Genomic DNA, 22989 nt, shown 5'->3' with positions numbered 1-22989 from the left:
CAGAACATCCGGACAAAGAAAAACACCCCGGTCCGAAGACCGGGGTGTAACCGATGACCCGACTCATCCGTGAAGGATGTCTCGACTCATCACAAAAGTGGAGATGGGGGGAATTGAACCCCCGTCCGATGTCGTGTTGTCAGGGCTTCTCCGGGCGCAGTTTGCGTCGGATTTTCTCGGCCCCAGCCATGCTGCAAACAGCTGGCTGATCCGGGCCCAGTCACCTAAGAGTCCCGTTCACCCCGATGACGAGGGTAAACAGCAGTGGCTATCTAAATGACGCCAGGAACCGGGGCGATAGCAACCCCGGGCTGACGGACTGTCTTACTGCTTAGGCAGCAAGAGCGAAGTCAGTGCGCTTAGATTCGGCACTTATTGGTTTGCAGACAGCGTTAACGAGATAATTCTGCATCCTCGGCCCGCTTCACCTGTCGCGACTAACATCGTCGAAACCGATCATCCCCGTATTTTGTTACCAAACCGGCAGGCACGCCCGCCGGACTATCCATAATAACGCATGTCCCTGGCAAATCATTCCCGGTCGCGCGGGAGCGTCAGCGGCGGCGGTTGCGCTCCCGCATTTCACGCTGGGCTTCGCGGTTGTCCTGCTGCTCACGCAGTGTCTGGCGCTTGTCGTATTCCCGCTTACCGCGGGCTACCCCGATCTCCACCTTGGCACGGCCGTCAACGAAGTACAGCTGCAGCGGGACCACCGTGTACCCGGATTCGCGGATCTTGTGGGCGATCTTATTGAGCTCCTCGCGGTGCAGCAGCAGCTTGCGCCGCCGGCGTGCCGCATGGTTGGTCCAGCTGCCCTGGTTGTACTCGGGGATATGGATGGCCTCCATCCACAGCTCGTCGTTGTAGAACGTGCAGAAGCCATCCACCATGGAGGCGTGCCCCTCGCGCAGGGACTTCACCTCGGTGCCCATGAGGGCGATACCGGCCTCATAGGTATCCAGCACATGGTAGTCGTGCCGGGCCTTGCGGTTGGTGGCCACCACTTTCCGGCCACTTTCTTTAGGCACGGGCGTACTCCTCATTCCAAGAATCCTTTGGCCTCCCGGCCTGCCGGCCGCGGAGTCCTACCAGTGTACGGCAGGCCAAAGCCCGGCTCAGAGCAGTCCCATCGGGTCAACGGCGGAACCGTTCAGCCACGTTTCAAAGTGGGCGTGACAGCCGGTGGAGTTGCCTGTGTTGCCCGAGTAGGCAATGAGCTGCCCTTGGGAAACCCGCTGGCCGTCCGAGACGACGACGCTGGCGTTGTGGTAAACGATGGTGGTCAGGGTATTGCCCTGCACAACGCCATGGGAGATCTTGACCCGCCAGCCGCCGCCGTCGGCCGAATTCCAACCGGAACTGAAGACTTCGCCAGCCGCCGGCGCATAGACGGGTGTGCCGCAGGCAGCGCCGAAGTCGATGCCGGTATGCATATAACCGCCGGTGCCATAGAAGTCGATGGTGCCCGGCGGCGTGGCACGCCAACCGAAACCTGAAGTGATCGGCACTCCTCCGGAGAAGGGGTGCCGGAGTCCAAAGGCCGACGGCGATCCCACCGGCGGAACGAACGGCTGCGACGGGGGCGGCGGCTGGTTCCTCGCTGCCGCGGCGGCCGCGGCAGCGGCGGCAGCAGCAGCAGCCCGCCGACGCTGTTCGGCCAACCACGCCTCGCGAAGCCGGCGGTCGCGTTCCTTGATCTCGGAGGCAACGGCAACCTGGCTCGCTTTCACACCCGCCAACTGGGTCTGGATGGCAGGTTTCGCTGCCTGCAGTTCCTTGTTGAGCCGGGAGGTGTCGGCAATAAGCTTGTCCACCTTGGACTTCTTTGCCGCGGCTTCATCCCGGGCAGCCTTCTCGCGGACCAGGGCAGCATCAGCCTTCGCTTTGAGGTCCTTGATCTCCGCTTCCACGGCCTGGAGGCGGGCCTGGGAGTTCACGTTGGTGGCATTCTGCTGGGAGAGCTTGTCCATGGCGGCGTTCTGGCTGCGCATAGCCTGGTCTGCCAGGTCCATGGTCTCCGTCAGGCTGGAGCCGCTGTTGGAACCGAAGAAGAGCGACAGGTTGGACGGCACGCCGCCGGATTTGTAAGCCTGGGTGGCGATCTGGCCTATCAGCTTCTTGGTGTCGGCGATCTTCTTCTTGTCGGTTTCCAGCTGCTGGGTGATCTTGGCCTTGTTCTGCTGAGCCATGTCCACGCGGGCGGACAGGGCTTCCACTTCCTTGACGGCTCCGGCCACCCTGCCTTGGGCCTCGAGGAGGGCCTGCTGCGCTCCGGGGAGCTGGCCCTGGTAAATCACCAGGTCGCCTGCAGCCTTGGCGATGCGGGCGTCCACGAACTCCAGCGACTGCTGCACGCGGGCCGCTTCTGCGTTGAGGGCCGCCTGCTTGTCTTCGAGTTCGTCGGCGAACGCCACGGGGGCCGAGGAAGCGAGTCCTGCGGCCAAGACCACGGCAAGGACACCGCTCATCAGCCCGGTTCTCTGCGCACGCGCGCGGCCACCCCAGCCGGGGCGGCCGCTCTTTATTTGGTCCATGGCATTCATAGGTATTCCTTGTTCGGCTTGCATTAGCTTAGACGCGCAAGTATCGGCGTAGGGTCAAGAGTGACGAAATTCCAGCCAAGGATCCGCCAAGGATTATCAAGGCAGGTGCAAGGATCAGGGTCTGACTGGACGAGATGAACGCCGTGTCCGGGTACTGCCGGGACATGAAGTCGCCCAGGAAGAAGTGGGCCACAGCCCAGAGCGTCCCGGAGGCCAGCGTCGCACCAATGACCGCGGCGATGACGCCCTCCAGGATAAACGGCAGCTGGATAACGGTCTTGGAGGCACCCACCAGGCGCATAATTCCGGTTTCGCGGCGGCGGCTGAAAGCGGACAGCCTGATAGTGGTGGCGATCAGCAGGATGGCACAAACAATCATGACGCCGGCGATGCCCACGGCAACAAGGGAAGCGCCGTTCATCACCGAGAAGAGCCGCTCCAGCAGCTGGCGCTGGTCAATGACGGTCTCTACACCGGGCTGGGAGGAGAACGTCTCGCTGATGATCTGGTACTTCTCCGGGTCTTTCATGTTGATCCGGAAGGAGGCGGGGAGTTGTTCCGGCGTGACGGAGTCCACGATGGGCGAGTTCGAGAACTGGTCCTTGAAGTGCTTGTAGGCCTCTTCCTGGGACTCGAACTGGAAGTCGTTGATGTACTGGCTGACCGCTGGCGATTCGAGCAGGGCGTTCAGGTTCTCCTGCTGCTCGGCGGTGACGGACCCCCCGGAGCAGCCCGCCGCCGTCGAACCTTCCCCGCAGAGGAAGATGGCCACCTGGACTTTGTCGTACCAGTAGCCCTTCATCTGGTTGATCTGCATCTGCAGCATGCCGGCCGCGCCCACGAACGTCAGGGACACGAAGGTCACCAGAATGACGGAGACCACCATGGACAGGTTCCGGCGCAGGCCGCTGCCGATCTCGGAAAGAATGAATGCGAGCCTCACCGCTGTGCCTCGCTTTCGGCACCATTGCCCGGAAGGCCGCCGTCGGGCGTTTCCCTGCCGCTGGCATCCTTAAGGCGCCTGGACTGTCCGACGACCGGGATCAACGAGGTGTACAGAGCCTTGGCTTCGTCGCGGATCACCACGCCGTTCTTGAGTTCCACCACCCGTTTGCGCATCTCATTGACGATGTCGTCGTCGTGCGTCGCCATCACCACGGTGGTGCCGTTCTGGTTGATCTTGTCCAGGATGCCCATGATGCCCATGGACGTGGTGGGGTCCAGGTTTCCGGTGGGCTCGTCGGCGAGGAGGATCCCCGGGCGGTTCACCACCGCGCGGGCAATGGCGACGCGCTGCTGCTCGCCGCCGGAGAGTTCGTGCGGCATGCGGTGTTCCTTGCCTTCGAGGCCCACTGTTTTGAGCACCTCGGGCACGGTATCCCTGATGACGCTGCGGCTCTTGCCGATGACCTGCATGGCGAACGCGACGTTGGCGAAGACGTTTTTCTGCGGCAGCAGGCGGAAGTCCTGAAAGACGACGCCGATGCCGCGGCGGAGGCGCGGCACCCGCCAGCTCGAAATCTTGGCGACGTTCTGGCCGGCCACGTAGACAGCACCGGATGTTGCGCGGTCCTCTTTCAGGACGAGCCGCAGGAAGGTCGATTTCCCTGAGCCGGATGCGCCGACGAGGAAGGCAAACTCGCCCCGCTCAATCTCAAGGCTGACAGAGTCCAGCGCTGGCCGGGCTTTTTGGTCGTAGACCTTGGTGACATTTTCGAATCGGATCATGGCCCTAAGTACCCTGCAGCGGCTGGGCCTGGGACAGCACAGATCTGCAGCCGGTGCACGGGTTTTCGTTGGGGGAAGTAGGGCCCCGGCCTTTCGACTATACGCAGGGCATACGGCCTCTTCGCGGGGTTTGGGGCGGTGTGTCGCCGGATCGGGGGGCCGCAGCCGCCGGGCACGCAGCGGCAGCGGACGTGCCTTTGCCTACTTTTCGGCGTTGCGGTTATCGGTACGCCAGCGGATGCCCGCATCGATGAAATCGTCGATTTCGCCGTCGAACACCGCAGAGGTGTTGCCGACTTCGTGCTCGGTGCGGAGGTCCTTCACCATCTGGTAGGGGTTGAGGACGTAGGAACGCATCTGATCACCCCAGGAGGCCTTCACATCCCCGGCCAGCGCCTTCTTTTCGGCGTCTTCCTGTTCCTTCTTGAGCAGGAGGAGCCGTGACTGGAGGACACGCATGGCCGCCGCACGGTTTTGCAGCTGCGACTTCTCGTTCTGCATGGACACTACGGTGCCGGTGGGAATGTGCGTGAGGCGCACCGCGGAGTCTGTCGTGTTGACGGACTGGCCGCCGGGGCCCGAGGACCGGAAGACGTCCACCCGAATCTCATTGTCCGGAATCTCGATGGAGTCCGTCTGCTCGATCAGTGGAATGACTTCCACAGCGGCGAACGAGGTCTGGCGGCGGCCCTGGTTGTCGAAGGGGCTGATGCGGACCAGCCGGTGCGTTCCGGCTTCGACGCTCAAAGTGCCGAAAGCGTAGGGGGCCTTGACCTCGAAGGTGGCGGACTTGAGCCCGGCTTCTTCGGCGTAGGACGTGTCCATCACCGTGGTGGGGTAACCGTGGCGTTCTGCCCAGCGCAGGTACATGCGCAGCAGCATCTCCGCGAAATCGGCGGCATCCACGCCACCGGCCCCCGCCCGGATGGATACAACGGCTTCACGTTCGTCGTACTCGCCGGAGAGCAGGGTCACCACTTCCAAGTCCTTGAGGGCCTTTCGGATGGATTCCAGTTCCGCGGCCGCCTCCCCCATGGAATCCGCGTCGTCTTCGTCCTGGCCCAGTTCCACAAGGACTTCCAGGTCGTCGATCCGGGAGGCCAGGGTGGTGAGGCGCTCCAGTTCGGACTGGCGGTGGGACAGGCGGGAGGTTATTTTTTGGGCCGCAGCGGGGTCGTCCCACAGGTCCGGTTCGCCTGCCCGCTCGCTCAGTTCAGCTATGTCTTCCTTGAGCGCGTCAATGTCGGTGACCCGTTCGATGGACTCATAGGTGGCGCGCAAAGCGCGGATTTCTGCGGAAAAATCAATATTGGCCATGGTCGTTTAACCCTACGCTATCCGTGGAAACGTCCGGTCCGGACCTCAGCGGGTCAGCCGCGACCGGGCGGTGGACGAGGCTTCGATGGGGATCCCGCCGGGAACAAGGAAGTTGGCAACGGGTGGACGCACCACAGCGGTGAGGACGACGACGGCGGTGGCACCGTCCGGTGTGCCCGTCGCCGGCGCGACGGACAGGCCGTCAAAGCGCAGAGACCCGGGGCTGCGGGCAACGAAATCTGCCGCGACGTTTCTGACGCGGGCACCATTCAGCGATGCCGACGGCGGCCCGCCCCTGGTCTGCACCTCACCTAAGGTGTAGCTGTCGGCGGCCGCCAACGCGGCGCCGTCGGCCAGTGAGAGCAGGCGCTTGTGTTCGAGGTATACGGACGAAATGCCGATGACCACGGTGGTGACCAGCAGCGACATGGCCACAAAGCCCAGGACCATAACGGTAATCTGTCCGGCCTCGCAGTCCTGCTGTTCTACCGCTGCTCCCTGTTTCATGTGCGTCACTGGCTTCATGGACGTCACCGGAACCGGCCCACGAGTTGGGTCGAGGATGCTTCTACTTCGGTGGCACCCAGCCGGAATCCCGGGTTGAACGGCAGGAAGGGCAACGGGATGTCCAAGCGAACGGTGACAGAGACAGCGCTTCCAGCGGATTGGCAGTCGGCAGGGGTGCAGGCCACGGACACACTTGCTGCTTCAGTGCCGTGCCCGAAGTCCCGGAGCGCGATGGCCACGGCCTGTTCGGCGGCAGCGAGTGCGGCTGCCTCGTCCGGCTGGGCAACGTAGACCTTCGCGGCCTGGTCTGCCGCGCCCACCACGGCGAAGGAACCGCCCTGGATCTGGGAGACGGTAATGATGAAATAGACGATCGGCACCATCAGCAGCAGCGCCAGGAAGGTGAACTCCACTACCGCGCTCCCCCGTTCGCTGTCCCTTCCGGCTTCGGCTTCCCGGATGCGGGGTTCTTGGTCGAGTCCGCGGCGCAGGAACGAGCCGATGCAGGCCAGTTCGCGGTACCGGTGACCACGGCCGGCTGGGGTGTTGGGGCTGTACTGGGTGTTGGGGCTGTGCCTGATTCTAGGGCTGCACGGGGGCATGGCCTTTCACCTCCAGGGTCTCCCTTGGCCCGATCAGACCAATGACCGGCATGGGGGCGCGGACCGTAACCTCAAGAGTGCGAAGACCGCCGACTGTCACCTCGCTGATGGATACGTGTTCGGCGAACTCTGGGTTGAGGGCGAGGCCTATGAGGCTGCGGGTACGTTCTTCTGCGTCCGCCGCTCCCCGGTCTGCGAGCGTTCCATAGCGGGCGCCGGACGCAGCGGCGTCGATGAGGGTGTTCCTGACGTGCAGGACGAGAGCCAACTGGATGATGGCCATAAAGAACACCACGAGCAGGCTGCCCACCAGGACAAAGTCCACGACGGCCGAGCCCTCTTCACGGCCTGGCACGGGGGTGCCCGTCCGTGGTCCCCTCCCCGGTACGGCCATGCCCCGGAATGGGACAGCCATGAATCAGCTTCCGACCCTGTCCATTGCCTGGTTGAACATCGTTTCCAGGGCGGGCCCGGCGAGCGCGAGCAGTGCGGCGACCAGGACAGCTGACATTAAGGTGATCATGACCCAGCCGGGGACGTCGCCGCGCTCAGGATGGTCCACGGGATGGCGGGCTGCTGCGGCCCTGCCGGTGGCGGCGAGAAGGAGCACGGTCAGGCGGAGTCCCATTTTCTTCATATCTTGTCCTGTTCGTTGAGTTGCAGCGGGTTTGCCAGGTTCATGGGCAGCCTTCCTAGAATCCCAGATTGATCGCAGCGATGCCCGGGAAGACGGCGAAAATGACGGTGAGGGGCAGGACACCAAAGACAAGCGGGACCATCATGGCAATCTCCTTCTTGCCGGCCGCCTCCATGAGATCGCGCTTGGCTGTGTCCCGGACATCCTGTGCCTGGGCGCGGAGCACGTCTGAGAGCGGCGTACCTCTTTCGGCTGCAACGATGATTCCGTCGACGAACCGGACCAGCGGTGCCAGGTCGGTACGGGCGGAGAATTCCTGGAGTGCCCGGACGAGGGGCTTGCCCGCCCGTGTTTCGGCCATGATCGTGGCAAATTCCTTACTCAGCTCTCCCTGCGAGCTGCGGCATACCCGGTCCAGGGCACCGCTGGCGCTTTCACCCGCACTGACGGCGAGTGCCATCAGCTCAGCCAGACTGGGGAATTCAGCCATCATGCGTACTTCCCGGCGCCGTATCTGCACCCCGAGCCAGTGATCGCGCATCATGAAGCCGCCCACGGCGGTGCCGAGCACGACGATCACAGCGAAGACAGGGTTGAACCGTCCGGCGGCAGCACTGAGGACAATGACGATGAGCGCAGCGGCGAAGCCTCCAGCCGACCAGAGCATCTGCTCAGCGCGGAAATCCACGGATGACTTCTGGATTCCGGCCTGGGCCAGCCGTCTTTCGGTAGCACCGGGTGCGGGGTTGAGCCGCCCGAGGCGGCCAAGGGCGTCGCGGAGAATCGGGCGGAGAATCCGTTCCAGCGGGCCGAATGGCGTCACGTTCTGCTCACCGGTGCGGAGCAGCCGGGATTCAAGGTTCTGGGCTCTTAACTGGGGTTCAATGCGCTCGGCGAAGCTTGTTGCCCGCATATAGGGAGAACGGAAAATGATGAGCCACAGCCCGGTCCCCAGAAGGATGCCCAGAACGGCGGCGAGCGGGTACCCCGAAGTCATCGCAGCACCCGCTCGTCTTCGGGAAGCGCGCCGATGCGGAGCATGATGGAGTAACAGGCCAGCGAGATCATGAGACCGCCCAACAGCACGCCGGCGCCCATGGCAGTGTTGTAGGCCTGCACGGCCTCTGGCCGGGTGGACAGCAGGAGCATGACAATCCACGGGGCAGCGACGGCAAGCCGGGCGGCGTTGACCGTCCACGACTGCCGCGCTTCGAGCTCGCTCCGCGTCCTTGCGCTCTCCCGCAGAAACTCTGCAAGGGTGCCAAGCAGCTTGCCCAGGTCTGAGCCGCCCACTTCCCGGGTCAGCCGCAGTGCTTCGATGATTCTGTCCGCGACCGGGTCAGCCAGCCTGTTCTTGAGCTTGTTCAGGGAGCCCTCGAACTGTCCCCCCGCCCGGTAGTCAGCGCCGAATTCCCGAAACACCTGCCGCAGTTCCTCCGGCCCTTTGTCGCCCAGTTGGATAAGAGCTTCGGGCAGGGGCAGGCCGGCACGGATGGCAGAGCGGAGATGATCGACGACGTCCGGCCAGAGTTGGCGCAGGAGCGCTGTCCGCTTTCTGGCGCGCCATCGCAGCATGGTAATAGGCAGCCACCCCGCAAACAGACCGAAGCAGATGGCGATGGGCCACGAGCCGCTCACCGCAAAGAAAAGCAGTGTCACGAAGGCGCCAAGGCCGGCGCATGTTCCCAGCAGCCCTCCAACTGAAACCTTGTCCACGCCGGCCGCGGCCAAGAGATCGGCCAGTCGGCTTGTCCGCGCTTCCCGCGGCGCCGCTGGAGATGTCTCCCAAAAGGACCACCAGACCAGGAACAGCCCTGCGCCGGTGGTTACCCCGAGGAATGCCGGAATCATCGCAGGTCCAGCAGCGCCGCGACGTCGTAGCCGGCCCGGGCAAATTTCTCCGCTGACGGCATGGCATTGGCCCGCGGCTGGAGCGCACCGTCGGCCAGTACAAAGACTGGTGATGACTCGATGACTCCGTTCTCCACCCGCCGGCCCAGGGACAGGATCTCAGTCACTTGCCGGCGTCCGTTGGCATGCCGGCTGCAATGGACGACGAGGTCGATGCATGATGCCACCGTGGGGACCACGAAGGCAGACGATATGTTTTCTCCGGCGAGCAGCGGAAGCGTGCAGAGCTTGGTGACGGCGTCATGCGCCGAATTCGCGTGGATGGTGCACATTCCAGGCATTCCGGAGTTCAAGGCGATGAGCATGTCGAGGCTTTCGGCTTCGCGTACTTCGCCTACAACGAGCCGGTCGGGGCGCATACGGAGTGCTTCCTTGACCAGGCGCCGGAGGGGGATCTCCCCGGTGCCCTCGAGATTGGGCTGGCGGCACTGAAGGCCCACCACATCGCGGAGCGGGAATTGCAGTTCGAAGATTTCCTCAACGGTGATCACCCGTTCGCGGCTGCCAATTCCTGCGGCTAAACAGTTCAACATGGTCGTTTTGCCGGCCTGCGTGGCACCTGAGACGAGGATGTTCAGCCCGCTGGAAACGGCCGCGCCGAGGAACCGGGCCGACTGCGGCGTGAGGGTTCCCAGCTCGACGAGGTGCTCGAGCCTGCTTGCCTTCACTACAAACTTCCGGATGTTAACGGCCCAGTGGCGGCGGGTGACATCCGGAATTACTACATGCAGCCGGGACCCGTCCGGAAGGGCGGCATCCACAAACGGCGTGGACATGTCCAGCCGCCGGCCTGAACTCTTGAGCATCCGCTCCACCAGGTCGCGGACCTGCTGCTCCGAGAGGCTGAGCGAGGTCAGTTCAGATTCCCCGTTACGGGCTACGTATATTTCGTGAGGGGCGTTGATCCAGATCTCTTCGATCGTTGGGTCATCCAGCAACGGCTGCAGGACGCCAAACCCGGCGACGGCGTCGAACAGGAACTTGCGTGCCGCCTCCAGAGGTCCAATCGGAGGTAGCGGCCCCAGCAGGGCACGCTCGTCATAATCCGTGACAGCCGCTTCCACGAGCCGCCGGACTTCCCCGGCCTGCCTGGAGGGATCCAGGCCACGGCGCCGGATGAGCTCCCGCACCTCGTCCTCGACTATCCCCAGAGCATCCACGCAGTCCCCCAAATGATCCGCCGCCTCCGGCTGAGGCAGTGCGACTGGGTAAAGCCTAAGGACTGTACACCACGCCGCCAAGTCACATCCGGCCGGCTGTGGATAACAGGACCAGCGTAAAACCAGCTGCCACCGCCGGACTCCTCCGAAGAGCGCACGTTTCCCTCTCAACTTCGGAAGCGAGGCGCTGCCATGCCGGAGGAACGCGGATAGGGTCCTCAGCGGAAAATGTTATACGTGCTCCAGCCCAGACCAACGGTAGTTGGCGTCCCCCATGAGCCGCCATGGATGGGGTAGTAGACGAGGCGTCCATCCGTCCAGCGCGCCAACAGCCCGTTACTGCCAGCCCCCTGGTACCCATCGAGTTCGGTCGTGGAGTTGACGCTGTTCCAGCCGCTTCCGATTATGGGGCGGGGCTCCGGCTCAAAGGTACCCGTCCCCGTCGAGCGGTAGAGCAGGAGGCTCCCGTCACTGCGCCTTGCGAGGATGTCCTGCTTGGCGTCCCGGTCGAAGTCGGCCATGGTGGTGTAGAGACCGCTCCATCCGGATCCAATTTTCACGCGTCCGCTAAGGGACCCCCCCGTGCTGTTGGGGTAGAACCACATCGTCCCGGCCGGATCATATGCAACGATGCCGGGGTACCGGTCCGTATTCTTCCATTGGCCTACCGTCACTTTATAGCCGGCCCAGCCGGTTCCAATGGTCCGGGCCGGGCTGAAGCCGCCTGACTGAATTCCGGGATAGAAACTGAGACGGCCATCCTTCCATTGGGCGATAAGGTCGAAAACTCCATCTTGGTTCCAGTCTGTGACGAATCCTGTCAGGAGGCCGGACCAGCCTGAACCGATGGCAACCCTTCCTTCAAATCCCCCCTGCCCATCAGAGGGATAATTCCATAGGGTGCCATCAGGGCCGGCAGCCACAGTATCTGCGGCGCTGCGTATCGACGCCGTTGGCAGTTCGGTTGGTGTCTCGGTGACCCCGGTCAACGGATCTGAATAAAGCAGCCGGTTGGGCGTGCCGGATCCGGCCGCAGTAACCTTTCCGGCCGTCGCATTCGCCAAGATACTGGCGCTGATATCGGCAGGAGTGGCGTCAGGATCGGCCGAGAGGAGGACTGCCGCGGCGCCTGCTACGTGGGGGGCGGCCATGGACGTGCCGGACAGAGACTCAGTGGCTGTATCCGAGGTGTACCAGGCAGCGGTGATGCCGACCCCTGGCGCATAGAGATCAACGCACCGGCCATAGTTGGACCATGATGCCTGGCGGTCCGCAGAGTCGCTGGCAGCAACGGTCAGTGCCGACGGCACCCGCGCGGGAGAGCTTTCGCACGCATCCCGGCCTAAGTTGCCGGCGGCTGCCACGACCGTCATTCCGTCATCAACGGTCCTCATGACTGCGGCATCAAAGGATGAACTGGTGAAGCCACCAATACTCAAGTTAACTACCGCAGGTGATCCGGATTGATGGTGCCCGACGATCCAGTCCAGTCCGGCAATGACGTTGGAAGTAAGCCCCGACCCGTCACATTTGAGTGCCCGAACGGGAACAACGGTAGCTGACTTGGCAACACCATAAGTTTTGCCGGCCGCCGTAGCAGAGACGTGAGTGCCATGTCCATGGCAGTCTCCGGCGTTCCGCCCATCGTTAATGGCAGTCCAGCCAGCCTTGACCCGACCACCGAAGTCCACATGCGAGGCCCTGACCCCTGTGTCAACGACATAGATGCTGACACCCTGGCCGGATGATGTGTAAACGTAGCTACGGGATAATGGCAAGGTGCGTTGGTCAGTTCGATCCAGACCCCATGGCGCCGGTTGCTGGCTTTCGGTGATTGCCACCGGACTATCCAGTTCCACTGACAATACCTGCTTGGAGCGCGCCAGAGCTGCAGCTTCAGCTGGCGTGGCCGCTACGACGGCACCCCGTATGGCGTGGGAGAATGTGCGTCCCACACCAACGTTCTGCGCGCGCAGTTTCTTTGCTTCTGCAACGACGTCGGTACCTTCCGCGTACCTGACGATGTACTGCCCCTCGCCGGAGGCACCTTGGGAAGTGACTTCTGCCCCGGCTGAAGCGTCGGCAACCGACGTCTCCTCCTGGCCGCCCATGTTTTCTACCTTGCCGGAGTTGGCAGAATCAGCCACTGCGGGAACCCCCGTGGCGAGCACCACTGCACACGACACGAGGATCGCCGCCAAATTAGCTGGACGACGCATTTGAAAACGCATTCTTCTTCCTTGTCTGATCGCGGCTCGGCCTTCGGCCTGGAGTCCAACTCCACTGGATCTGGGCCCGTACCTCCATATCAACCGGAGCCGGTCGGTGGTGCGCGCTCCTTCCACGTTAGCCCCCACCAGCATTACAAGGGGAACTACAGCGCAATTCCTTTGGAGATCCTGCGCACCGCCTTGGACTACTGGAACTTCAAATTTAAGTGTGGCTCAATCGTCACTGCTGTAACAATGGAAACTCTGGCCCCCTCACGGGGTGGGTGTTAGGGTTGGGCCCGACAAGTCTCAATATTCACAGTTCCAACTCTTCGGAACTGCAAAACCATACGACGCGCCCACACGCACTGTTGTCTCCGGAGCTACCCAATGAAGCCGAACCCGTCCACCGCCCGTCGCCCAGGCCTGCGAGTCGTGGGGATAACTGTTTTGACGGCTGCTCTTATCGCCGGACCCGGGGTGCCGGGCTTTGCCGTTTCGGGTGAACCATCCCCGTCTCCTACAATCGCGTCGCCTGCCACGGACCCGTCCGAAGCTTCTGTGGAGGAAACAGCATCGGCTTCGGCAACGACTGCACCAGCGATGAGTTCGCCGGGCCTGGAGCCGTCGGTCGATCCGGGCACCCGGGCATTCCCGGACGGGGACACGCCGTCGGAGGCCGCCAAGGCAGCCATGGCTCAGGCGGTAGGAGTCGGCGGCGCAGAGATGGGGCAGCGCTCGGCCCGTGTCGCGGCGTCATCCAGCAAGAGTTTGGAGACAATGACCACCCAGGAAGTTGGCGTTGCGGGGACCTGGAAGCCGAGTTTCGGTGTCCCGGGGCTTGACGTCAGCGGCCATCAGTCCAGCGTGAACTGGCAGCAGCAGTGGGACATGGGAGCACGGTTCGCCTACGTAAAAGCTACCGAGGGCAACTACTACAAAAATCCGTCCTACAGTTCGCAGTACCAAGGGTCCCGCAGTGTCGGGATGGTCCGCGGCGCATACCACTTTGCCATCCCCAACTGGTCTTCAGGTGCAGACCAGGCGCGATTCTTTGTGCAGAACGGCGGTGGCTGGTCTGCGGATGGCTACACCATGCCACCCGTTTTGGACTTCGAGTTCAACCCCTATGCGGGCCGGACTATCAACGGCTTCTACTTTGGCAACACCTGTTACAACATGTCGCCGGCACAACTTGGTGCTTGGGTCCGGGACTTCGGCAAAACCATGAAGTCGTTGACCGGGCGGCTGCCCGTTATCTACACCAATACCAGTTGGTGGAACCAGTGCCTCGGTAATCCTGCGGGGTTCGGGGACTATCCATTGTGGATTGCCGCCTACCCCAGCTCGCCGACGAACAATGCGGGACCCGTTCCCAGTTCCAGTTGGAGCACGTACAGCATCTGGCAGTACAGCAGCACGGGTCCTTTCGCCGGTGACTCAAATGTATGGAACGGGGATCTCGCCGGGCTTCACCGTTTCGCCACAAGCATCCCTCTGGCTGAGTACACACGCCCGTTGAGATTTTCCGCCGGGGATGTGACATCTGACGGACGGCCCGACCTCATGACCCGCGCGTCAGACGGCACATTGTCACTACAGAGAGGTCGAAGCGACGGATCCTTTGATGCCGGCACCCGCATTGGCACTGGCTGGACGATCTATGACGTAGTGGTTGCGACCAAAGACTTCAATAGCGACGGCGTTGGGGATATCTTGGCCCGTGATGTAACTGGCGCGCTTTGGTTTTATTCCGGTGACGGCCAAGGCGGCGTGCGGCCCCGCGTCAAGGTCGGAGCCGGGTGGACCATTTTCAACTCCGTACTTGCCCCAGGCGACTTCAATTCCGATGGTAAGAACGACCTGGCAGCCATAGCAGCCGACGGAACCTTGTGGCTGTACCCTGGCGACGGCCAGAAGGGTTTCAAACCAAGGCGCACTATCGGCAACGGGTGGGGGCAATTCGGAACTGTACTGCCGGCGGGGGATTTCACCGGCGATCAGAACGCTGACCTTCTCGCCCGCACCGGGGACGGCGACCTTTATTTATACCCAGGTGACGGCGCAGCGGGATTCAAGCAGCGGACTCTCATTGGCCAGGGATGGAACGCGTTCTCATCCGTCATAGGAGGGCTGCAACTGAACGCGGATGGCAAGCCTGACATTCTGGCAAGGGATTCTGGCGGGCAGCTCCGTAGCTACCTCGGCGCGGGCAACGGCGGATTCTCAGGAATTACCCGCATCGGGTCGGGCTGGCAAACCTTTACGACCGTGATGGATGCCGGCGATTTCGATGGCGATTCCAAAGCTGATGTCCTTGCCCGTGCGAAGACGGGCGAACTGTACTTGTACCGCGGGAACGGGCACGGAGGTTGGCTCCCCCGCCGCCAGGTCGGCGCGGGGTGGCAAGCGTTTACCTGGGTTGCCAATGCACGGAACTTCGATGGTGCCGGCGGCAGCGACCTCATCGCCAGGGCAGCCGACGGAACGCTCTATCTCTACCCCACGGACGGCCGGGGTAACTTCCTCCCCCGCAAAGCCATTGGCAGGGGATGGCACATCTTTACGTCGGTCATTGGTGCCGGCGACTGGGACGGGGACGGTCGCAACGACATCCTCGCAAGGACATCGGATGGCGCCTTGCTGCTGTATCCCGGGAACGGATCCGGCGGGTTCCTTCCCCGTCGAACGATCGGCAGCGGGTGGGGTGTTTTCGATTCGATTGTCCCGGCCGGCGACTTCGACGGGGATGGGAAGTCTGACCTCCTTGCCACCACCAGCGGCGGGTCCTCGTGGCTCTACCCCGGCAGCGGCACGGGCGGGTTCCTGCCAAGACGTGCATTGACGCCCCCATGGAAAGACGCCGACAGTGTGCTTGTGAGCCAGAACTTCGCGTCCACCGGTCATCCCAACGTCTTGGTACGGCAAGCTGACGGCAGCTTCCAGCTAACCACAGGGAACGGTACGGGCGGTTTCCGGAGCGTGCTACTGAACGCTGGCACCAGTTAGACCAGCGCCTGGTCAAGCGACCTCGACGTGGGTCGTAGCTGACTCCGCGGCCTGCTTCAGTAGTGGAACGCACGACGACGGTGCTGCCGCCGTCGTTTGGTGGGAGCGGCACCTGGCCCCGGCTCGGCAAAGAAGGGTGCCAGGAACGGCGCCAGCGCCAATGCGGCGGTCTGGACGCGCTTAGGGTGCACGCTTTCCCGGAGGGGTGAGGGAGGTCAGCTGAAGCGAATAGACTGCTGTTCAGACGGGATGGCTTTCAGACCGTCGTTGCACCGCAGTCCGACTCGGGTTGTTGACGTATCCTTTAACGCGGTCCCCCAGGCAAAACCCAACGTCAGCTATGTGAACCCTTAGAGGAGAAACGGTCCAGAATGGACATCCAGAATCATTTCTATGGCCATTCTGCGGTCCTTGCCGGCCACGCAGGATTGTCGCGTCCTCGCCACATGGCAGGTCTCCTGCAACACGGATGGACCCCGGTAACCCCTATCCGTACCCACTTCGCGGATCTGGCAGGCTCTGCCCCAGCAGGAAAACTGTTCACATGGACGCACAGTTCCCGAGGGTGGACCGAAGAACAGTCTTACCGCGAAACGGGGTTCCGCAGCACCGCAATCGGGTCTCCGGCTCTCTACTTGGCCGACATGGTCAAGGCTAGTGGAACCGTTGTTGAGCGCTCCATCGATGCAGTCGTCTTTCCGTTCCACGGTACCCGGCTGATTTCCGTCGATGGGGACCAGGCAGCCTACGCGCGTGAAGTATTTGAGCGGGAAGGCTCCGCGCTCGTTTGTATGCACATCGATGATCTGCAGAAACCTGACATAGTCCAGGCCTGGACCAACGCCGGCCACAGGATCACCACCGCCGGTGAGCGCCGCGACCCCGCTTTTCTGGCGCGCGTCATGTGGTTGATCATGAGCTCGCGCAAAGTGATTTCAAACAGGCTGGCGACGGCTCTCGTCTATGCGGCGGCGGTGGGGACACCAGTGAGCATCTATGGACCGCACTTTCAGATAGCAGGAATCCAGGAGACCTCATCCGAGGAATACCTGCAGAGGCTGTGGCCGGAATTCTATGAGGAATCCAGTTCCGCTTCTGAATTGCTGGAAATCGCCAACGCCGAGCTTGGACGCGGTTACCTGCAGGCCCCGGATGATCTCCGACGTACGCTGGGTTGGGACTCACCCGGCGTGCGCGCTTTCACGGATTATTGGATCGGAGCGCCGCTTGCCAAGGCACAAGCCATCCTCGGCTGGAAAAAACGCGAGGTCGGACCACTGGTCAACGAGGTCAAACTATCCCCACTGCACTTCTTGAAGTCCCCTTTGGAGCACCTGCCGGACAGACTTCCCCGAAGCGTCTCGACAGCACTGGTAGCTCCCTCCCTGGACCATCTTGGCTGATTCCAAAGCGGCTGCGGCTTCCCCTGCCAGGCAATCTGCGTACTACCTCTTAGGCGCTGCCCTTCAAGGAACTGGCGCCCTCCTGGTCCAGCCCTTCTCCATCCGGATCCTCGACCCCACTGAGTGGGGACGAGTCGGGTTATCAGCTGTTCTGCTGCAGGTTGGGCAAGTCGTGCTTTCCGCAGGGCTGCCCCTGGCCATCACGAGGGCGTACTTTACTCCAAAGGTGGGCAGGTTGCATGCCAGGGCAATCCATGGCGCCAATACTGCCCTCAGCCTCGGCATCTCGATCGCGGCAGCTTCGGCGTACTATCTGCTTAGCCCTGACCGCGAGTCAGCTGCCACCTTTGCCTGGGCAATAGCGGCCACCGGGCTCCTCAGCGTCGTTGTCGGTGCACAAGCGATACTTCGGAGCCAGCGCAGGGCCTTGTCTTTCATGATCCTCAGTGGGGGCGCGTCGCTGGGCGCCCATCTGTTCGGGCTGTTAGCCATCGCTTTCATAGGCGCGGACTCAGTCACGTATCTCATCGCCTTCACCATCGGCATGCTCGTGACCGCCGGTGCCGCATTTGCGCTGGCAAGCCCCCTATGGCCAGGCAAAGCCTGGCCCGCGGTAAAGGGCGCCTTTCGGCTGGGGCTTCCCGTCGTGCCGCACAGCATGGCAATCATGCTACTGATGCAGGGTGATTCCTTCCTGTTGCAGCACTTCCAAAATTCCGGGGCGGTCGGCCGATACGTCGCGGCTGCGGCGTTTGCTTTGGGACCTTTCGCCGTCCTGTCGGCGCTAAATAACGTGTGGACCGCCCGGATCTTCGAGGCTTCGCAAGGAGAACGCCTCGCTGAAAACATCAGGGCCGTCGGAAATCAGGCCGCTATCATGGGCGGCGCCATAGCCATTGGTGGATCCGCTGCGGCTACCCTGGGGATGTTGGTGCTCAAAGGCGACGACCATGAGGTCATGCAACTTGCCAAAGTCCTGCCAGGTGTTGCCTGTGGCTATGCCTTGTACCTGGTGGCTATGTCTGTGATGTTTGCACGGCAGAAGACCGGTGCGTTTACATGGGTTACGCCCTTGGTCCTCATTGCGACAATCGGTGTAGCAGTCCTCCCGGCGCAAAGCGACCACTATTGGCTGCTTGGCACGGTAAAGGCCGCCTCGTTCGCCGGACTCGGCGTGGCCTATTACATCATTGCGGCCAGAATGCTCCCTGCATCGATTCCGCTGCGCACGTATGCTGTGGCCGCCTTGGGCTCCGCCGTCTGCATTGGCGGCAATTTTCTGCTTCCGACCACGGCACCGGTAGGGGCGGCCACCATCAGCGTGGCGGCCATAGCCGCCGTCGGATGCTTTTTAGCCGCGCGAAGGCGGGGGCTGGCATCATGGTAGAGGGCAAAAGCATCAACGATCAAAAACTGCGTCTCAACAAGATAGGGAAGTAATGCATTCATCCTACGAAGTGTCCGGCCAAAAAATCGGCAGTTCGGAACGGCCCTTCATCATTGCGGAAGTGTCGGGCAACCACAACGGTGACCTGCAGCGCGCTCTTGATATCGTCGACATGGTCGCAGCGTCCGGCGCGCAGGCCGTGAAACTGCAAACGTACACCGCTGACACCATCACCATTGATTCCCACAACCCCGAGTTCACGATCAGCCCGGACCATCCGCTCTGGGGTGGCAAGAATCTCTACCAGCTGTACACCGAGGCACACACGCCGTGGGAATGGCACGCTCCCATCTTTGAGCGTGCACGTTCCCACGGTCTGATCCCATTTTCCAGCCCGTTCGACGAAACGGCAGTGGACCTTCTGGAGTCACTGGACGCCCCGTTGTACAAGATCGCTTCCCTCGAAATCGGGGATATTCCACTCCTCAGGCTCGTGGCACGCACTGGTAAGCCAATCATTCTCTCGAACGGCGCGGCTTCGATGACGGACATCGATAACGCGGTCCGCACGATTCGGGAGGAAGGCAACGACCAGATAGTCGTGCTTGCCTGCACTTCTTCATACCCGGCGGCAGCCTCTGAATCGAATCTCCGCACCATACCGGTTCTCAGGGATGCCTTTGGCGTGCAAGTGGGCCTCTCGGACCACACTATGGGTATCGGTGCATCCATCGCGGCAGTAGCGCTTGGCGCGACCGTGATTGAGAAGCACGTAACACTAAGCCGCACTGACGGCGGCGTGGATTCCGATTTTTCCCTTGAGCCGCATGAGCTTACAGCGCTGGTCCAAGAAAGTGATACCGCATGGCAAGCCTTGGGTTCTCCGGTCATTCGCCACACCGCCGGCGAATCGGAAAGCCGGCGGCTCCGGAGGTCGCTGTACATCGTAAAGCCAGTTAAACAGGGTGAGCCTGCGACATCCGAGAACGTTCGCTCGATCCGGCCGGCCGGGGGGCTTGAGCCATCCATGTACGAAACGGTCCTTGGACGTCCCTTCCGCAGGGATTGCGATGCTGGAACGCCACTGACCTGGGACGTCGTCTAGCCCGGACGCGACCCTTGGCAGGGCCTCTGGTCCCGGGGCCGGCACTCGTGCCGCCGGGACCAGAGGCCCTGCCCATATGCTGCCCCTCTCCAGAGAGCAGGCCGAGCATTCCGGCTATGCCTGAAAATCCGGATTGCCCTTAATCAGCCGGTGCCAGGTATCGTCACCTGCGCCTTTGTCATAGCCAGCTTTTAGGAACAACCTGTAGGACGCTTCGTTCGACGTCAGCATGGCCGCGTGCAGCACGGCGTCCGGATGGGAAGCAAAAAAGCGGCTCTCCGCTGCGGCAAGGATCTCGGCGGCCTTTCCTTTCCCCCGCATGCTCGGAGCTATGGTGATCGAGACCTCCCAGTTATTCTTCTCCGAAACCTGAAACCTGACAGTTCCGGCAGCAGCACCGTCGTACTCTGCAACGAGCAAGCAGGCTTCCGGACTGTGGACCGTGCGGGAAACCCAAGAAACGTGCTTGTCCCAGGAGAGTTCCTGCTTTTCCCTGGAAACTGCCCGGACGGAGGGTTCATTCCGCCAATCAAAAAGCTGGGCTGCATCTCCGAGGTCCGCGGGCCTGACGGCCACACCGGAACGCCTGTCGACCAGTTCTTCCCAGAGCCGGACGACGCGGTCAGCACCTCCGCCGTCGACAACTTTCCTGCCCTGCTCTCCAAGCCGGGCTCTCATGCCATCCTCTCGAAGAATCCTGCGCAGACCGTTGATGGCGGCTTCCTCGTCCAAATCGCCGCTACTTGCGTTCCCCAAACCAAACGCCATACCTGCTCTGGTGGCGAATGCGTAGTTTTCCGCTTGGTTATCGACGAGCTGCACCAGCGCCATGGGAACGCCCAAAGTGGCCAGTTCCCACGTCGTCGTGCCGGCACCGCTGATGACAAGATCCATGGCAGGGAACCACTGGGGAACCTCCAGCGAAGGCTCCAACACTTCCAGAGTCTGGTCTCCGGCCAGCTTTGCGGCGAAACCGTGACGGACACCGGGATTCACAACGATACAATGCGAGCCAACTCCGGCGCGGGCCCAGAGCTCCACGCAGCGGGAAGTCATATCCCGGGCGTCAGTCCCGCCCATGAGGATCATCACGGATTTCGGTCCGGAAGCAACGCCGGCAAAGCCGTCCCCGCCGCGCAGATTCACAATGGATCGGCGTATGGGAATTGCGCCAGCTCCCCTCAGGTGGCGGTGTGAGCCATCGCTAGGACGGTATCGCAGCTCAGCCCCGGGCGAGGGGTCGATGACCAAATCGGCCGGCCGGCGCCCAAAATCGCCGTCCTCCATTGAGGAGAGCAGGATACCCGCCCGACGAAGTTCACGGCTCAGACCGTCTTGCTCGGCATATGTGTCTATATGCACGACGTCGGCGTCGATTTCACGTGCGAGCCGCACCACCGCCTCCGGCGACTCAGCTTGCGGATGTAACGCGGAACAGGTCTTCTCGATCAATTGCCGCCCCACGGGGCTGGCCACCTCACCGGAAAACTCCACCGTATGCCCGGCCGCGCTGGCAGCTTCAGCGATGGCCATCGTTCGGATCACGTGGCCCAGCCCCTGCGACTTCGTAGAATCGCATCTGAGCAATACTCTCAACTTAACCCTCGCTCAATGCCTTCTGTTCAATGTGAGCATTGATGGCAACAATTTCGGGATGGTTGGTGAGGATATCAACGACGTCCCGCCAACTGGGCGGAATGACTGGAAGCATGGGCACCAGAGCGTCCAGAAGCCCGGCATCTTCAACTGTATCGAGTGTGACCCTGTATTGGGCCGATGCAGGACGAAACGTCAACGCGCCGCAGTTGAAGCCAGCGCCCTCCTCGTAGAGGGCGCTTGTCACGTGGGCACGGTGATAAGGTTCCGTGCGCCGGGCGGCCCTTTCCAGAGCGGCGGTGGTGGCCAGCTCCACGTCCAAGCCCCTAGGCAGGGACCGGACCTGGGTAGTGGAAACGTAATCGAGGCCGATGTCATTCCGCCATATCGCCACGACCTGGGAGATAACGGCAGGATCAAGCAAAGGGCAATCCGCCGTCAACCGCACAACTGCATCAGCCCGGGTTGCGTCGGCTGCAAGAATGAACCTGCTCAGCACGTCATTTTCACTTCCGCGAACCACCTGCACGCCTTGGGCCTCCCCAAATCCGGCTATCGCATCATCACCGGACTCAGTAGATGTTGCTATCACCACCTGGTCGACCCCAGTTGCGGCTTGGGCAGCGCGAACAACCCATTCGAGCACTGACGTGCCGCCAAGGTTGCGCAAAACCTTGCCAGGCAGTCTCGACGAGCCAACCCTTGCCTGGATGACCGCTACAACCCGCGGGGCCTGCACGTCGCCCATCAGCCGACTACGGACAGAACGTTGTCAACGACACGCTCCACTTCCGAGTCCGTCAGCCCCGGGTAAAGGGGCAGTGAGATTTCCTCACGGTAGTATTGCTCCGCTTCCGGGCACATACCCCGTTTGTAGCCGAGGTCCTCAAAGACAGGATGCCAGTAGGCGGGGATGTAATTGACTTGCACACCAATGCCGCGGTCCCTGAGGGCTTCGAAAATGGCCCTTCGCCGCTCGGCAGGGACACGCAGCGGATAAAGATGCCACGCTGGCTCCGCACCTTCCACGGTCCCCGGAATAGTCAACTCAGGTATGCCCGAGAAAGCTTCGTTGTAGACATCATGGATCGCTTGGCGCCGGCGGCGGAAAGACTCAAGGCGGGCGATCTGACTGATGCCAAGAGCGCACAAGACATCCGGAAGCCTGTAATTGAGGCCAAACTCATGGACTTCCTGGTGCCAGGGTCCCTCGTCCGGAAATCTCAATTGATCTGCTTCGCGGACGAGCCCCTGCCCCTTGAAGCGGCGGGCTTTTTCGGCGAGCCGTTCATCTGGGCTGACAACAGCGCCGCCCTCGGCGGTAGTCATATTCTTGGTCGGAAAAAATGAGAACGTTGTCAGATCAGCAAGGCGCCCCACCGGGACACCGTGAAGCAGGGAACCGACGGAATGGGCCGCATCCTCGATAAAAAGCGCACCCGACTGGTGGGCCATTTCCTTGAAGGCTGCCGCATCTACCGGTAATCCCGCATAGTCTACAGCCGTGATGGCACGGGTCTTGGACGTCACTGCGGAACGGGCGGCCTCCAAGTCGAGGTTTCCGGTCGCAGGATCGATATCAGCGAAGATCACCTTCGCTCCTGCAATAGCCGCTGTTGCAGCCGTCGCCACAAATGTAAGGGGGGTCGTGACAATCTCGTCGCCAGCCGAAATTCCTGCGGCAACATAGGCAACATGAAGTGCCGCCGTGCCGGAAGTTACGGCAACAGCATTTGAGCCGCCCGCTACCGCGGAGATCGCGGCTTCAAACTCGGCAACTTTCGGACCCGTCGTCAGCCAATCACTGCTGAGCGCCTCAGCTACTGCTTTTATATCGGAGTCGTCGATGGACTGGCGGCCATAGGGAAGCACTA

At 62.1% G+C, this 22989-nt stretch carries 20 protein-coding genes and 1 other RNA gene; 4 read left to right on the top strand and 17 right to left on the bottom strand.

Annotated features, from left to right (window positions below):
- Positions 1-95 precede the first annotated feature (95 nt).
- From ssrA to ACIQC0_RS15060, 14 genes are all read right to left on the bottom strand, one after another.
- Positions 96-464, bottom strand: a transfer-messenger RNA (tmRNA) gene (gene ssrA / locus ACIQC0_RS15125).
- A gap of 90 nt (positions 465-554) precedes the next feature.
- Complete coding sequence (smpB, locus tag ACIQC0_RS15120; protein ID WP_377214897.1) at positions 555-1028, bottom strand: SsrA-binding protein SmpB; 474 nt, start codon at positions 1026-1028, stop codon at positions 555-557.
- A gap of 87 nt (positions 1029-1115) precedes the next feature.
- Complete coding sequence (locus ACIQC0_RS15115) at positions 1116-2468, bottom strand: peptidoglycan DD-metalloendopeptidase family protein (protein WP_377214896.1); 1353 nt, start codon at positions 2466-2468, stop codon at positions 1116-1118.
- Between the two features lie 103 nt (positions 2469-2571).
- The gene (ftsX, locus tag ACIQC0_RS15110; protein ID WP_377214895.1) at positions 2572-3486 is read right to left on the bottom strand and encodes a permease-like cell division protein FtsX; all 915 of its coding nucleotides are present in this window, start codon (positions 3484-3486) and stop codon (positions 2572-2574) included.
- Positions 3483-4271 (bottom strand): cell division ATP-binding protein FtsE, encoded by a 789-nt coding sequence (gene ftsE, locus ACIQC0_RS15105; protein WP_400536135.1) that lies wholly within the window; start codon positions 4269-4271, stop codon positions 3483-3485. The genes ftsX and ftsE overlap by 4 nt, the downstream gene beginning before the upstream one ends.
- A gap of 201 nt (positions 4272-4472) precedes the next feature.
- Positions 4473-5588, bottom strand: a complete 1116-nt coding sequence (prfB, locus tag ACIQC0_RS15100; protein ID WP_377214893.1) for a peptide chain release factor 2 — start codon at positions 5586-5588, stop codon at positions 4473-4475.
- A 45-nt stretch (positions 5589-5633) separates the two neighbouring features.
- Positions 5634-6095, bottom strand: coding sequence for a pilus assembly protein TadG-related protein (locus ACIQC0_RS15095; protein WP_377214892.1), 462 nt, complete (start codon positions 6093-6095; stop codon positions 5634-5636).
- Positions 6096-6118: 23 nt separating this feature from the next.
- Positions 6119-6697 (bottom strand): hypothetical protein, encoded by a 579-nt coding sequence (locus tag ACIQC0_RS15090; RefSeq protein ID WP_377214891.1) that lies wholly within the window; start codon positions 6695-6697, stop codon positions 6119-6121.
- On the bottom strand, positions 6678-7091 hold the full coding sequence (locus ACIQC0_RS15085; protein ID WP_377214934.1) for a TadE family protein: 414 nt from the start codon (positions 7089-7091) through the stop codon (positions 6678-6680). Before ACIQC0_RS15085 ends, ACIQC0_RS15090 begins: the two co-directional genes overlap by 20 nt.
- A 24-nt stretch (positions 7092-7115) precedes the next feature.
- Complete coding sequence (locus ACIQC0_RS15080) at positions 7116-7334, bottom strand: hypothetical protein (RefSeq protein ID WP_377214890.1); 219 nt, start codon at positions 7332-7334, stop codon at positions 7116-7118.
- Between the two features lie 55 nt (positions 7335-7389).
- Entirely contained in the window at positions 7390-8331 is a 942-nt protein-coding gene (locus ACIQC0_RS15075; protein ID WP_377214889.1) for a type II secretion system F family protein, read from the bottom strand.
- Positions 8328-9185 carry a type II secretion system F family protein gene (locus ACIQC0_RS15070; RefSeq protein WP_377214888.1) on the bottom strand — a complete coding sequence of 286 codons (858 nt, stop codon included), beginning with the start codon at positions 9183-9185 and terminating at the stop codon, positions 8328-8330. Before ACIQC0_RS15070 ends, ACIQC0_RS15075 begins: the two co-directional genes overlap by 4 nt.
- On the bottom strand, positions 9182-10405 hold the full coding sequence (locus ACIQC0_RS15065; protein ID WP_377214887.1) for a CpaF family protein: 1224 nt from the start codon (positions 10403-10405) through the stop codon (positions 9182-9184). Before ACIQC0_RS15065 ends, ACIQC0_RS15070 begins: the two co-directional genes overlap by 4 nt.
- 218 nt (positions 10406-10623) lie before the next feature.
- The gene (locus ACIQC0_RS15060) at positions 10624-12636 is read right to left on the bottom strand and encodes a S8 family serine peptidase (protein WP_400536128.1); all 2013 of its coding nucleotides are present in this window, start codon (positions 12634-12636) and stop codon (positions 10624-10626) included.
- Positions 12637-13395: 759 nt separating this feature from the next.
- Between ACIQC0_RS15060 and ACIQC0_RS15055 the strand changes: the two genes are divergently transcribed.
- From ACIQC0_RS15055 to pseI, 4 genes are all read left to right on the top strand, one after another.
- Positions 13396-15624 (top strand): GH25 family lysozyme, encoded by a 2229-nt coding sequence (locus ACIQC0_RS15055; protein WP_400536125.1) that lies wholly within the window; start codon positions 13396-13398, stop codon positions 15622-15624.
- A gap of 371 nt (positions 15625-15995) precedes the next feature.
- Entirely contained in the window at positions 15996-17027 is a 1032-nt protein-coding gene (locus ACIQC0_RS15050; protein WP_377214884.1) for a hypothetical protein, read from the top strand.
- On the top strand, positions 17020-18414 hold the full coding sequence (locus tag ACIQC0_RS15045) for a lipopolysaccharide biosynthesis protein (protein WP_400536122.1): 1395 nt from the start codon (positions 17020-17022) through the stop codon (positions 18412-18414). Before ACIQC0_RS15050 ends, ACIQC0_RS15045 begins: the two co-directional genes overlap by 8 nt.
- Positions 18415-18466: 52 nt before the next feature.
- Positions 18467-19519: a pseudaminic acid synthase gene (gene pseI / locus ACIQC0_RS15040; protein WP_377214882.1), complete on the top strand. Its 1053-nt coding sequence runs from the start codon at positions 18467-18469 to the stop codon at positions 19517-19519.
- A 114-nt stretch (positions 19520-19633) separates the two neighbouring features.
- On the opposite strand, the gene ACIQC0_RS15035 is transcribed toward pseI, so the two are convergent.
- The 3 genes from ACIQC0_RS15035 to ACIQC0_RS15025 all read right to left on the bottom strand — a co-directional run bounded on the left by ACIQC0_RS15035 (position 19634) and on the right by ACIQC0_RS15025 (position 22987).
- A complete protein-coding gene (locus ACIQC0_RS15035) occupies positions 19634-21052 on the bottom strand; it encodes a GNAT family N-acetyltransferase (RefSeq protein ID WP_377214881.1) in 1419 nt (472 codons plus the stop codon).
- 64 nt (positions 21053-21116) lie between these two features.
- Entirely contained in the window at positions 21117-21863 is a 747-nt protein-coding gene (locus ACIQC0_RS15030) for a cytidylyltransferase domain-containing protein (protein WP_377214880.1), read from the bottom strand.
- A complete protein-coding gene (locus ACIQC0_RS15025; protein WP_377214879.1) occupies positions 21863-22987 on the bottom strand; it encodes a DegT/DnrJ/EryC1/StrS family aminotransferase in 1125 nt (374 codons plus the stop codon). Before ACIQC0_RS15025 ends, ACIQC0_RS15030 begins: the two co-directional genes overlap by 1 nt.
- Positions 22988-22989 lie beyond the last annotated feature (2 nt).

The sequence above is a fragment of the Pseudarthrobacter sp. NPDC092419 genome (genome assembly GCF_044755045.1).
Taxonomy (GTDB): Bacteria; Actinomycetota; Actinomycetes; order Actinomycetales; family Micrococcaceae; genus Arthrobacter.
This window is presented reverse-complemented; position numbering and strand designations above follow the sequence as displayed.